This is a genomic window from Trichlorobacter sp. (assembly GCF_034008105.1).
Lineage (GTDB): Bacteria > Desulfobacterota > Desulfuromonadia > Geobacterales > Pseudopelobacteraceae > Trichlorobacter.
In genome coordinates this window covers 132,087-144,864 of record NZ_JAVEPN010000002.1, presented here as the reverse complement: position 1 = coordinate 144,864, position 12,778 = coordinate 132,087, and the positions used below count along the sequence as shown (strand labels likewise).

Genomic DNA, 12,778 nt, shown 5'->3' with positions numbered 1-12,778 from the left:
ATGGTATGGGCGTGGTGATGGTCGCAGATCGATAGCTTGTTGCTGTTCGCCGGTTGTAATGCCATACGGCTGGCTGACCGACTAGCGGTCGGCCTCGTTGGAGCCCTCTCCGTCGAACATGGTGCTGCTCTTGTAGCAATGGGTAATTTCCTGCGTGGTCAGATCAAGGTTACGACGCTGCAGGCCATGGTCATAGTGCGCCTGCTCAACGTCACCGGTAACACTCAGTTTGGTACGAGCCAGATCAGCCAGGGTTTTCATACGCTCACCTCACGCCGTTGGATTCGTTACAGATTTACCATCACCACGCAGCTGCAAGTATAGCATAGTTTGTACTAAAAACAGGGTTGTTTTATCTGTCGTGGTCAGCTGGTCAACGCGTCGGTTACGGCCTGGAATTCTGCGGGGGTATTCAGATTGAGGAAGGTGCGGTCTGCGCCGGGCAACGGGGCGATCTCATGCCACGTTACCCGGCGTGTTTTTTTGAGATCGTACAGTTCGATGATCCGTTTGCGGCTGCCGGTCAACATCGTCTCCATCTCCGGCAGGCAACTGCGACGGTAGAGGGCGTGTAACGGCTCCAGACCACTGCTGCTTTCCGGGACGACAATCTCGTAGCCCTCGCTCAGGCTGCAGAGATAGCAGATGACCGCTGGGCTGAGCAACGGCATATCGCAGGCCACCACGAATACCAGGTCGGTTGTGGCATGGGTCAGGGCGGCCTGGATGCCGGCCAGGGAGCCGGCCCCCACGAAGCGATCAGGCGCGGCAGGGCAGGGCAGGAAACGGTAGCGTTCCGGCTGGTTGGTCACCAGCAGGGTACTGCCGAACAGGCTGGACATGGTGCAATGCACCCGTTCCAGCATCCGCTGGCCATGCAGTTCCAACAGCGCCTTGTCGCTGCCCATACGGGTGGACTGGCCACCGGCCAGGATGGCGCCGGTGATGGCAGGAAACGAAACGGGGATGCCGGCAAGGCCGACATCCCCGTGTTGCTGCTGGTTAGACACGGGTGCCTACCCGGCCAGACCGAACTCCTCGTGCAGCACCCGCACGGCCAGTTCGGTATATTTTTCGTCGATCACCACCGAGATCTTGATTTCGGAGGTGGAGATCATGCCGATGTTGATGTTGTTCTTGGCCAGCACGGCAAACATGCGGGTGGCGACACCGGCGTGGCTGCGCATACCCAGGCCGACAATGGAGATCTTGCTGATGTTCTCGTCGGACTGCACTTCCTTGGCCTGGATCTCTTTGGCGGCTTCGTTGGTGATCAGCAGGGCCTTTTTCAGGTCGGCCTTGGTGACGGTGAAGGTGAAGTCGGTTGTGCCGTCGTGGCTCACGTTCTGCACGATCATATCCACCGAGATGGCGGCGTCGGAGAGCGGGGTCAGCAGTTTGGCGGCGATACCCGGCTTGTCAGGCACACCCAGCACGGCGATCTTGGCTTCATTCTTGTCGTAGGCGACCCCGGAAACGAGAATCCCTTCCATATCTTTATCCTCCCTGGTAACCATGGTACCGGTGTTGTCGTTCAGGCTGGAGCGGACATGCACGTCCACGTTATATTTCTTGGCAAACTCAACGGAGCGGATCTGCAGCACCTTGGCGCCCAGGCTGGCCAGTTCCAGCATCTCGTCGTAGGAAACCTTTTCCACCTTGCGGGCGTCCTTGCAGACGTTGGGGTCGGTGGTGTAGACGCCGTCTACGTCGGTGTAAATCTCGCAGACATCAGCCTTGAGTGCCGCTGCCAGGGCCACCGCCGAGGTGTCGGAGCCGCCGCGGCCCAGAGTCGTCAGGTTGCCGTCTTTGTCGACACCCTGGAAACCGGCCACCACCACAATGTTGCCAGCCTTCAGGTCGGCCTGCATCTTGCTGCCGTCGATGCTTTCGATACGGGCCTTGGCAAAGGTGCTGTCGGTGATGATCGGCACCTGCCAGCCCTGGTAGGACTTGGCCTTGTAGCCCAGGGATTTGAGGTACATCGACAACAGACCGATGGTGACCTGCTCGCCGGTGGCCACCACCACGTCGTATTCCCGGTTGTCCGGGATGTCGACCATCTCGTTGGCCAGGGCCACCAGTTTGTTGGTCTCGCCGGACATGGCCGAAACCACCACCACTACCTCGTTGCCGGCCTCGTAGGTCTTGATGATCCGCTTGGCAACATTCTTGATCCGGTCGGTGGTGCCGACCGAGGTGCCGCCGTATTTTTGGACTACCAGTGCCATACCGCGCTCCTTCGCTCAAAGTCTTCAACGCATCTTTTGTATGATGCGTGATGATGCAGTAATCCGGGAAATATAAAGGTTTTTATAAATAGCAGAACAGGAATATGGAGACAAGGCTTTTTTATGGGGTCTGCGAGAGGTGAATGACCAGTTTATGGGCACGGAGGCCGTGTGGCAGCAAGCTGATCCGTCGCTGATCATCACCGGCATGGTCAAAGCGGATCTCCAGATGGTCAGCCGGCAGTTCGCTGCTGATCCGCTCCGGCCACTCCACCAGGCAGATGCCCTCGCCGGTCAGCTGGTCGGTCAGGCCGATCTCAAGGGCGTCTTCGGCTCCACGCAGGCGGTAGCAGTCGTAATGATAGATCGGCACCGGGCCGTCATAGTGGTGCATCAGAGCGTAGGTCGGCGAGGCCACCTGGTCGGCGCAGGCCGGGTTGGCCCCCTGCACCACGCCGCGCACGAAACAGGTCTTGCCGCCCCCCAGTTCGCCCACTAGGGTGATGAGATCACCGGAACGAAGCAGGGAGCCCAGGCGGGCCCCCAACTGTTCGGTCGCAAGCGGTGAATCGGTTTCGAACACCAGCACGGCTGCTAGACCAGCAAGGTGCGGATGATATCGATGCGGGAGACGATGCCGATCAGCTTGCCGTTTTCCAGCACCGGCAGCGAGTTGACATGACGGTTGCTCATCAGGTCGGCGGCGGTGCTGATGGCGGCGTCCGGCGCGATGGAGATCAGCTCCTGCTGGAAGATGTCGCCCACGGTGCGGGCACCCATCTTTTTCAGTTCCCGCTCCAGGCTCTTTTCGGTCTCCAGGTAGATCACCCAGTCAAAGAGGGTGATAACGGTGGGCAGGTGAACGTTCTTGCCCTGTTCCACCAGGTCCGATTCGGTGACAATACCGATCACGTTGCCGGCCTCGTCCACCACCGGCAGGGAGCCGATCCGTTTGGTGACGAACAGTTCGGCCAGGTCGCGGACCGTGGTCTCTTTACTGACGGTGATCACTTCGCGGGTCATGATATCGGCAACGGTTTTCATGGCTGGTACCTCATTTCTGGGATGATGGTTCGGGTTGATGGTGCCTGCTGTTTCTCTGCATGAGTTGCTTGAAGGCATAGGGCAGGGACTCAACCACATCGCCGGCCTGCATGCCGATCTCGCCTTTGTCGGCGGCCACCAGATTGCCGGCCAGGCCGTGGACGAAGACACCCAACTGGCAGGCCTGCCAGGGGGTAAACCCTTGGCCCAGCAGGCCGGTCAACACGCCGGTCAGCACGTCACCCATGCCGCCGCTGGCCATGCCGGGGTTACCGCTGCCGTTGATGGCCACCCTGCCGTCCGGGGCCGCGATGATGGTGCGGGCCCCTTTTAGTATCAGGTGCACACCGTAGCTGCGGGCAAACTGTCGGGTTACCTCGATCCGTGCCTCCGGGGCATCGGGCAGCGCTGTCCCCAACAGCCGGGACATCTCCCCCGGGTGGGGGGTCAGCACAACGCTGGGGGACACCGTGCGTTGCAGTACGGATATATCGTCTGACAGTGCGTTCAGGCCATCGGCGTCGATCACCAGCGGCTGGGTGATTGTTTCGATCAGGCGCTGCGCCAGCCTGGCTGTTTCCGGCTGGCGGCCGATGCCGGGGCCCAACGCCACCGCGTTTTTGTCAATCAGCAGCTGCTCAAGCAGGGGCAGCGCGGCATCGCTCAGCTGGCCACTGGCGTTGTCGGGCACGGGGGCGGTCATCGCCTCGGTGGTCTTGATCTCCAGGATCGGATTGATGGTGGCAGGACAGGCCAGGGTGACCAGGCCGGCGCCGGCACGGACAGTCGCGTTGGCAGCCAGGGCGGCGGCGCCGCTCTTGCCGCTGGAGCCGGCGATCAGCAGGCAGTGGCCGAAGGTCCCCTTGTGGGCCTGGCGGTCGCGGGGGCGGAGCAGCTGTGCCACCAGTTCCTCGTCCAGGTAGTCGTACCCTGCGGCCTCGGCCAGCAGCAGCGGTGGGATGCCGATATCCACCACCTCCAGCCGACCGGTCTGCAGGGCGCCGGGGTAGAGCAGCTGCCCCAGCTTGGCACAGGCAAAGCTGACGGTCAGGTCGGCCCGGACCGCCTGTCCCAGGATGGCGCCGCTGGTGCCGTGCACGCCGGAGGGGATATCCACCGCCACCACCGGTGCCGCTGCAGCGTTGATCAGTGACACCGCCTCCAAGTAGATTCCCTGCAGATGGTTCTTGAGGCCGGTCCCCAGCAGGGCATCCACCAGCACGGTGGCCCGTTGAATATCTGCAGCGTGGTGAGTGGTCAGCGCTTTCTGGCCGGTGCAAAAGCTGACCAGCGTGGCCGGCAGCAGCTCCAGCATGGTCTGGGCATCGCCGCTGATCTCCTGGCGCTCTGCCAGTACGATCACCAGCACCTGCCAGCCCTTGTCCAGCAGGTGGCGGGCGATCACGTAGCCATCACCGCCGTTGTTGCCCTTGCCGGCAAGGATCACGGCGTAGTTGTCGCCGGGAAGGCCGAAGTCGCGGGCGATCCGCTCAGCGCAGGACCGGCCGGCGTTTTCCATCAGTTGCCGGCCCGGAATGCCATAGTCGTTGATGGCCCGGCGATCCAGCTCCTGCATGGTATGGGCGGTGACGACCTGCATGGGCTACTCCAGTATCACGATGGCAACGGCCTGTCCGCCGTCGTGGGAGAGGGAGAGGTGGGCCCGGTTACCCCCTCGTTGGTCCAGCTGCTGTTGGGCAGAACCGGTCAGGTTGAGTTCAGGCTTGCCCAGCGGATCATTGACCACCTCGATCTCAATCCAGCTGATGCCGTCCCGCAGCCCGGTGCCCAGCGCCTTCAAAAAGGCCTCCTTGGCGGCGAAGCGGGCAGCGTAGCAGGCAGCGGCCTGTTTCTTGGCGCGGCAGTAGTCCTGCTCCTGCGGGCTGAACAGCCGGTCCAGCAGACGCTGGTTCCCCTGATCCAGAAAACGCTGGAAACGGGCCACCTCGACCGTATCAATGCCGGTGCCGATGATCATTGCCGCAGCAGTGCCACCATCTCCCGTACCGCCCGATCCAGGCCCACCAACACCGCACGGGCGATGATGCTGTGGCCGATGTTGAACTCCTCGATCCCCGGCATGCCAGCCAGGGGGGCGATGTTGACGTAATTCAGGCCGTGGCCGGCATGGACGGTCATGCCCAGTTCATTGCCCAGGCCAACGGCTTCACGGATGGCGGCCAGCTCCTTGTCGCGGCTGGCCTGATCCCGTGCCTCTGCATAGGCGCCGGTGTGGATCTCGATCGCCTCGGCGCCGGTTTTCTTGGCGGCGCTGATCTGTTCCGGGTTTGGGTCCACGAACAGGCTAACGATGATACCGGCCTGCTGCAGCGAGTGTACCGCAGATTGCACCGATTGGAAGTTGGCGATCACGTCCAGCCCCCCCTCGGTGGTCAGCTCCTGCCGTTTTTCAGGCACCAGCGTGCACTGTTCCGGCCTGATGCGGCTGGCAATCGCCACCATCTCGGCGGTGGCGGCCATTTCAAGGTTCAAGCGTGTTTTGACTGTCTGGCGCAGTAGTTCCAGGTCGCGGTCCTGGATGTGGCGACGGTCTTCCCGCAGGTGGATGGTGATCCCTTCGGCTCCAGCCAGCTCACCGATGGCGGCTGCCGTGACCGGATCGGGCTCGGCGCCGCCCCGCGCCTGGCGCACGGTGGCCACGTGATCAACGTTCAGTCCCAACTTCGGCATGGTCAGTGTGCTCCGATCTGTTGCTTCACCAGGTCGCCGATCTCGTTGGCCCAGGTGGTGATTTCGTATTTATCCTGCCCCTCCAGCATGATCCGCAACAGCGGCTCGGTACCGGAATAGCGGATCAGTACCCGCCCTTCATCCCCCAACTTCTGTTCCACGTCGCGGATCGTCTTGGCCACGCTGGGCAGGGTCATGATATCCTTGCGTTCCCGCACCCGTACGTTAACCAGCACCTGGGGCAGGGGGATCATCACCTCGGCCAGCTCCGAGAGCGGCTTTTCACGGCGGCGCATCACCGCCAGCAGTTGCAGTGCCGCCAGTACGCCGTCGCCGGTGGTGTTGTTGTCCAGGAAGATCAGGTGTCCCGACTGCTCGCCCCCCAGGTTGTAGCCGCCTTTGCGCATTTCCTCCACCACGTAGCGGTCCCCGACGGCGGTCTTGATGATCTTGCCACCTGCCTTGCGCAGGGCGATGTCCAGCCCCATGTTGCTCATCACCGTGGCCACCAGGGTTTTCTTCTTGAGGGTTTTGCGGGCCAGCATGTCGGTGGCGCAGATCGCCATGATCTGATCGCCGTTGACCTCGTTGCCGAACTCGTCGCAGACGATTACCCGGTCGGCGTCGCCGTCCAGGGCGATGCCGATATGGGCCTGGTGCTGTTTGACCGCCTCGCTGATCACCTCGGGATGCAGCGAGCCGCAACCGGCGTTGATGTTACTGCCGTTGGGTCTGACCCCCAGGGGGATCACCTCGGCCCCCAGCTCTTCAAAGACGGCCGGGGCCACCTTGTAGGCGGCACCGTTGGCGCAGTCCAGCACGATCTTCAGGCCAGACAGGTCCAGGTCGGCCGGGAAGCTGTTTTTGAGGAACACGATGTAGCGACCGGCGGCATCGTCGATCCGGAAGGCCTTGCCCACCTCGGTGGCGGTGGGACGCAGCGAGTCGATCTTCTTGGAGTCAATCAGCTTTTCGATCTTCAGTTCGATCTCGTCCGGCAGCTTGAAGCCGTCGGCCGAGAAGAACTTGATGCCATTATCCTGAAAGGCATTATGGGAGGCGGAGATCACCACCCCGGCGTCGGCCCGCATCGATTTGGTGATGTTGGCGATGCCCGGTGTGGGCAGCGGTCCCACCAGCAGCACATCGACCCCCATCGAGCAGATGCCGGCCAATAGGGCGCTCTCCAGCATATAGCCGGACAGACGGGTGTCCTTGCCGATCACAATCCGGTGACGGCGGGGGCCGGAGCTTTTGAAGATGTAGGCCGCAGCCCGGCCCAGTTGCATGGCCATCTCGGTGGTCATGGGGTGCACGTTGGCGACGCCGCGCACGCCGTCGGTGCCGAACAGTTTTTTCATGGTGATGCTCCTTCAGCAGGGGCGCTCGGGGATGAACGCCGTTGATCGAGGGATTTTTTCAGCAGCCGTTTCAGCTCGGCCGTTTCGATGTCATAGGTGATGGTGCTGTCGTGAACCGCCGAGATCTTGCCGGTCTCTTCCGAAACCACCAGCACTAGGGCGTCGGACAGCTCGGATAGCCCCAGGGCGGCCCGGTGACGGGTGCCGAAGCTCTTGGCAATATCCGGGTTGTGGGAAAGGGGCAGCAGGCAGCCGGCCCGGGTGATCTTGCCCTTGTGGATGATCACTGCGCCGTCATGGATCGGCGAATAGGGCAGAAAGATCGAGTTCAAGAGTTCGCTGGTGACCTTAGCGTCCAGATCGGTGCCGACCTGCAGCAGGTGGTCGATCGGCTGGTGGCGTACGATCACCACCAGGGCGCCGATGCGGCGACCGGCCATGTCGGCCAGGGCACGAAGTATTTCATCCACGGTGCCGTCACTGTCCTGTGCCGGGGCGGTGGATTGCCGTTTGCCGATGGCCAGCAGGGTGCGGCGCAGGTCGTTCTGGAAGATTACCGCCAGGATGATCGGCATCGAGGCGATCACGGTGTCGATGGAGCGGATCAGTGGCTGGATGGCGGCCAGTCGGGCGGCAAACGACAACAGGGTCAGCAGCGCCATCACCGCCAGCAGGCGGAAGGCCACTTCACGTTTGATGATCAGCGCCAGGCCGAACACCAGCAGCGCCAGGAAGATGTTGTCCAGGCAGCCGGTTATGTCAAGGGGTGTCTGCATGGCGTTGCCGTCAGTCGATGGTTGGAGAAATAATGCTATGGGTCATGTCGACCACATCCCGCATGGCCTGCACGTCGTGTACCCGCAGGATACGTGCCCCATGGGCCACAGCCAGCGCCACGGTGGCAGCGGTGCCGAACAGGCGGTCTTCGGGTTTTTCCCGCTCCAGCACCGTACCGATGAACCGCTTGCGTGAACTGCCCACCAGCAGGGGGCAGCCCAGGCTGGCCAGTTCCGGCAGCCGGCGCAGAATCTCCAGATTGCCGGTGGTGTCTTTGCCAAAACCGATGCCGGGGTCCAGCACCAGCTGTTCGGGGCTGCAGCCGGCCGTAAGCGCCGCCTGGAGTGAAGCCTGCAAAAAATCGGCAATCTCGCCCAGCAGGTCCTGATAGCCCGTGTCCTGCTGCATGGTTGCCGGTGTGCCCCGGGTATGCATCAGCACCAGTCCGGCCCGGTGGTTGGCCGCTACCTGGGCCAGCGCAGGGTCAAAGGTCAGGCCGCTGATGTCGTTGATGATCTCGGCTCCGGCCTTAAGCGCAGCCTCGGCCACCGGAGCCTTCCAGGTGTCGATCGAGATCGGCACAGCGATTCGCCCAGCCAGCGCTTCCAGCACTGGTAGCAGGCGCCGCAGTTCTTCATCGGGAGCAACCAGCGGTGCGCCGGGCCGGGTACTCTCGGCGCCGATGTCAATGATGTCGGCCCCCTGCTCCACCATCTGCAGGGCATGAGCAACGGCAGTCTCAACGGTTGAGAAACGCCCGCCGTCCGAGAAGGAATCGGGGGTCACGTTGAGGATGCCCATGATCAACGGCCGCTGCAGCGGAAGTTCCCGTCTGGCAAGCCTCCAGGTCGGCCTGGGGGTTGCCAGTGTTGCCAGTAGTTGGCGCACCTGCTCAGCCAGTGCCGCCAGGCCAAACGGCTGCTGGGCCAGCTTGGCGCACAGGCCGGATAGCTGCTTGCGGGTGCCGATCAGCAGGACATCGGTTCTGTCGATACTGCAGGCCACCGTGCCGCGGGCCACAGCGGCGTCCCCGCCCAGGGAGAGCAGTTCTTGCTTGAGGATGTTGGCGGCCGCTGGCCGTAGCCCAGGTACCAGGATCGGCAACGGTTCCAGCTTGGGCAGCATCCGTGCGATACCGGCCGGGTCGACCCCGATCCGCTCCAGCTCACGGCGGGCCTCTGCCGTGCTGCGCAGGATCAGGGGGCGGATCACGCCTGGATATCCACCGGTTTGGCCGGCTCGTCGGCCTGTTCCGGCTGTTCAGCTGCAGCCGGTTCCGGCGTGGCTTCTGCTTCAGGCTTTTTACCGGTGCAGAGCGGGGCGATGCCGGCGATGATATCATCTACCTCGGCGCCAGTCAGGTTTTCCTTCTCTACCAGGCAGTTTGACAGGTTGTGCAGGATCTGTTCGTTCTCCTGCAGGATGGTCAGGGCGCGGCTATAGCTCTCATCCACGATCCGCTTGATCTCTTCATCAATCTTTTCAGCGGTCTCTTCGCTGAAGTTCTTGTGCATGGCCATCTCGCGGCCCAGGAAGATCGACTCATCCTTCTTGCCAAAGGAGACCGGTCCCATCCGGTCGCTCATACCCCACTCGCAGACCATCTTGCGGGCCATCTCGGTGGCACGTTCAATGTCGTTACCGGCGCCGGTGGTAAAGGTTTTGAAGATCAGTTCTTCAGCTGCGCGGCCGCCCATCAGTACGGCGATGCGCCCTAACAACGACTCGCGATTGTAGCTGTGCTTGTCTTCGATCGGTAGCTGCATGGTGACCCCCAGGGCGCGGCCCCGCGGGATGATGGAGACCTTGTGTACCGGGTCGCTGCCGGGGGTCATCTTGGCCACCAGGGTGTGGCCGGCCTCGTGGTAGGCGGTGCTCTTTTTCTCTTCGTCGGAGATGACCATGCTGCGGCGCTCCGCACCCATCAGGACCTTATCCTTGGCGGCATCAAAATCCTGCATATTGACGGATGATTTGTCATTACGGGCTGCCAGCAGGGCCGCCTCGTTGACCAGGTTTGCCAGATCGGCACCGGAGAAGCCTGGCGTACCACGCGCAATAATAGCGAGATCCACTTCGGGGGTCAGCGGCACCTTCTTGGCGTGGACCGACAGAATCTTTTCCCGTCCCTTGACGTCGGGGCGGGGAACCACTACCTGACGGTCAAAGCGGCCGGGACGCAGCAGGGCCGGGTCTAACACGTCGGGACGGTTGGTGGCGGCGATCAGGATCACCCCTTCGTTGGATTCAAAGCCGTCCATCTCCACCAGCAGTTGGTTCAGGGTCTGTTCGCGCTCATCGTGTCCGCCGCCCATGCCGGCGCCACGGTGACGGCCCACGGCGTCGATCTCGTCGATGAAGATGATGCAGGGGGCGTTTTTCTTGCCCTGCAGGAACAGGTCCCGTACCCGACTGGCGCCAACGCCGACGAACATCTCCACAAAGTCGGAGCCGGAGATCGAGAAGAACGGCACGCCGGCCTCACCGGCCACGGCCCGCGCCAGCAGGGTCTTGCCGGTGCCCGGAGGGCCCACCAGCAGTACACCCTTGGGGATCTTGCCCCCCAGTTTGGTGAACTTCTTTGGATCTTTCAGGAAGGCGATGATCTCTTCCAGTTCTTCCTTGGCCTCTTCAATGCCGGCCACATCCTCAAAGGTGACCTTGCCCTGGGCCTCGGTCAGTAGCTTGGCGCGGCTCTTGCCGAAGGACATGGCCTTGCCGCCCCCCATCTGCATCTGGCGCATGAAGAAGATCCAGATGCCCACCAGCAGCAACAGCGGGAACCAGGAGATGAACAGGGAGAACCAGGAGAAACGCTCCTCTTCGGGTTTGGCCTGGATCGTGATCTTCTTTTCCAGCAATTTTTGAGTCAGGTCGGCGTCAAAGGTCGGCTTATAGGTGCGGTACTGCTTCTCCTTGCCGTCCTTGGCCGTGTATTTGCCGGTTACATCGTTGCCCTGCAGGGTAACGCTGCTGACCTTGCCGTCGTCAATCAGGGTCATGAACTCGCTGAAGCTGAGTTTGTCCTCGGTCTGGCGCGGTTTCTGAAACATGTTGAACAACATGATCATCATCAGGCTGATGACCAGCCAGAGGGCGAGATTTTTATAGAACTGGTTCAAGGGTGAGCCTCCACTAAGCAGTTAAGGTGGTTTAGACGTTTGGGTGCGTTAAATTGGGAAAAAATAACATATCTTCCCACGTGGGGACAAGGCTTTTAACCGCATGTATACCACGGGGAGCTAGGGGAAAAGCGGCAGTCGCTCCCGTCCAAGCAGCGTCAGACGCATACCGCCGGACTGTTCGGGTGACAGCAGGGCCAGCCGGCACCTGCGCAGCGGCGCCAGCCAGAGTGGCTTCTCCGCGCATAGCAGTAACGGCAGACAGCTCCGCAGATGGCGCGGCAGTTTGGTGTCCACCAGGATATCCCGCACCAGTCGACTGCCGTTCATCCCGAGGAGCTCAAGTCGGTCATCGGCCTTTGCCGGCCGCAACTGCCACGGGAAAGGGGCCTGTTCATGGTCTACAAAGCAGCAGTGGGGCGGTAGCTGGTTCCAGGCCGCAGGCGCGTCTGCCGGTTCAACCAGCAGCTGCAGGCCGTTGCCCAGGTCGTAGCGGCCCGGTCCGCTGATGGTGATCGTTACGGGAGGCTGGGGGCGCAGCAGGTCGCGGCGGGCGATCAGCAGACGATCGGAGGTCAGCAGGGCAGTCAAACCTTTGGGCAGGGCGATCCGGCCGCCGGTTTGCCCTGTCTGCAGCAGATGGTCCACGGCCAGACAGTGTTTGCGTTCGATCCGGCGCAGGTCGCCGCTGGCCGCGGCAAGGGCGGTCCGATAGAGCCGCATCCGCATGGCGCTGGGCTGTTCTGTCAGCAGGTCGAGGGACAGGCTGGCCCAGCCATCGCCCTGCTGCGCCAACTGCTGCCAGGTCTGCTGGGTCAGCTGTTCCAGCAGTCGTTCATCATCTGCCAGCAGATCGGCGGTGGCGGCCAGACGTTCGCTGATGGCCGGGTTGTAGCTGGTCAGCAGCGGCAGCAGTTCGTGACGTATCCGATTGCGCAGGAAGGAACGGTCCTGGTTGCTGGCGTCTTCGCGGAACGGGATGCCGTGGTTGGCAAGATGGGCGCGCAGTTCATCACGATGCAGCCCAAGCAGGGGGCGGATGATGGCCTGATCGGTGCGGTGTGCCATGGCCGACAGGCCACTGGTGCCGGTGCCGCGCAACAGGCGCATCAGCAGGGTTTCGGCCTGGTCGTCGGCGTGGTGGGCAATGGCAATGGCGGCAGCCTGGTGGCGTTGTCGCAGTTCGTGAAAAAAGGTGTAGCGGGCCTCGCGGCCGGCCTCTTCCAGCGACTGGCGTTGCTGGCTGGCCAGGCTGCGCACATCCACCCGCCTGATCTCGCAGGGCAGGCGGTAGCGTGCAGCCAGCTCAGCCACGAATTGTTGGTCGGCATCGCTTTCAGGCCCGCGCAACAAATGGTTCAGATGGGCCACAATCAGCCGAAAAGAAGAGCAGGGGAGGGTGGCCAGCAGATCCAGCAGGGCCACCGAATCGGCACCGCCGGAAACGGCCACGATCAGACAGTCTCCCAGAGCAGCCAGGCTACGTTCCCGGATGGCGTTTGCGACAGATGTATGCAGGCTGTGTTGGGACATGATAGCTAGTGATAGACCT

General features: G+C 62.3%; 13 protein-coding genes. All 13 read right to left on the bottom strand.

Features of this window, described 5'->3' with window-relative positions:
• Nucleotides 1-81: 81 nt before the first annotated feature.
• The 13 genes from RBQ93_RS02310 to tilS all read right to left on the bottom strand — a co-directional run bounded on the left by RBQ93_RS02310 (nt 82) and on the right by tilS (nt 12,759).
• Nucleotides 82-261, bottom strand: a complete 180-nt coding sequence (locus tag RBQ93_RS02310; RefSeq protein ID WP_320370393.1) for a hypothetical protein — start codon at nt 259-261, stop codon at nt 82-84.
• 104 nt (nt 262-365) lie between these two features.
• Nucleotides 366-1,010, bottom strand: coding sequence for a molybdenum cofactor guanylyltransferase (locus RBQ93_RS02305; RefSeq protein ID WP_320370392.1), 645 nt, complete (start codon nt 1,008-1,010; stop codon nt 366-368).
• A 6-nt stretch (nt 1,011-1,016) separates the two neighbouring features.
• Nucleotides 1,017-2,231: an aspartate kinase gene (locus tag RBQ93_RS02300; protein WP_320370391.1), complete on the bottom strand. Its 1,215-nt coding sequence runs from the start codon at nt 2,229-2,231 to the stop codon at nt 1,017-1,019.
• Nucleotides 2,232-2,352: 121 nt separating this feature from the next.
• Nucleotides 2,353-2,814, bottom strand: a complete 462-nt coding sequence (gene tsaE, locus RBQ93_RS02295) for a tRNA (adenosine(37)-N6)-threonylcarbamoyltransferase complex ATPase subunit type 1 TsaE (protein ID WP_320370390.1) — start codon at nt 2,812-2,814, stop codon at nt 2,353-2,355.
• Between the two features lie 11 nt (nt 2,815-2,825).
• The gene (locus RBQ93_RS02290; protein ID WP_320370389.1) at nt 2,826-3,275 is read right to left on the bottom strand and encodes a CBS domain-containing protein; all 450 of its coding nucleotides are present in this window, start codon (nt 3,273-3,275) and stop codon (nt 2,826-2,828) included.
• Nucleotides 3,276-3,285: 10 nt separating this feature from the next.
• Nucleotides 3,286-4,875, bottom strand: a complete 1,590-nt coding sequence (locus RBQ93_RS02285; protein ID WP_320370388.1) for an NAD(P)H-hydrate dehydratase — start codon at nt 4,873-4,875, stop codon at nt 3,286-3,288.
• 3 nt (nt 4,876-4,878) lie between these two features.
• Nucleotides 4,879-5,253 carry a holo-[acyl-carrier-protein] synthase gene (locus RBQ93_RS02280; protein WP_320370387.1) on the bottom strand — a complete coding sequence of 125 codons (375 nt, stop codon included), beginning with the start codon at nt 5,251-5,253 and terminating at the stop codon, nt 4,879-4,881.
• Complete coding sequence (locus RBQ93_RS02275; RefSeq protein WP_320370386.1) at nt 5,250-5,966, bottom strand: pyridoxine 5'-phosphate synthase; 717 nt, start codon at nt 5,964-5,966, stop codon at nt 5,250-5,252. The genes RBQ93_RS02280 and RBQ93_RS02275 overlap by 4 nt, the downstream gene beginning before the upstream one ends.
• Before the next feature lie 2 nt (nt 5,967-5,968).
• Nucleotides 5,969-7,327 (bottom strand): phosphoglucosamine mutase, encoded by a 1,359-nt coding sequence (gene glmM, locus RBQ93_RS02270; protein WP_320370385.1) that lies wholly within the window; start codon nt 7,325-7,327, stop codon nt 5,969-5,971.
• Nucleotides 7,324-8,103 (bottom strand): diadenylate cyclase CdaA, encoded by a 780-nt coding sequence (cdaA, locus tag RBQ93_RS02265; RefSeq protein WP_320370384.1) that lies wholly within the window; start codon nt 8,101-8,103, stop codon nt 7,324-7,326. Before cdaA ends, glmM begins: the two co-directional genes overlap by 4 nt.
• Before the next feature lie 10 nt (nt 8,104-8,113).
• Nucleotides 8,114-9,316 (bottom strand): dihydropteroate synthase, encoded by a 1,203-nt coding sequence (gene folP / locus RBQ93_RS02260; protein WP_320370383.1) that lies wholly within the window; start codon nt 9,314-9,316, stop codon nt 8,114-8,116.
• A complete protein-coding gene (ftsH, locus tag RBQ93_RS02255) occupies nt 9,313-11,226 on the bottom strand; it encodes an ATP-dependent zinc metalloprotease FtsH (protein ID WP_320370382.1) in 1,914 nt (637 codons plus the stop codon). The genes folP and ftsH overlap by 4 nt, the downstream gene beginning before the upstream one ends.
• 120 nt (nt 11,227-11,346) lie before the next feature.
• Entirely contained in the window at nt 11,347-12,759 is a 1,413-nt protein-coding gene (gene tilS / locus RBQ93_RS02250; protein ID WP_320370381.1) for a tRNA lysidine(34) synthetase TilS, read from the bottom strand.
• Nucleotides 12,760-12,778 lie beyond the last annotated feature (19 nt).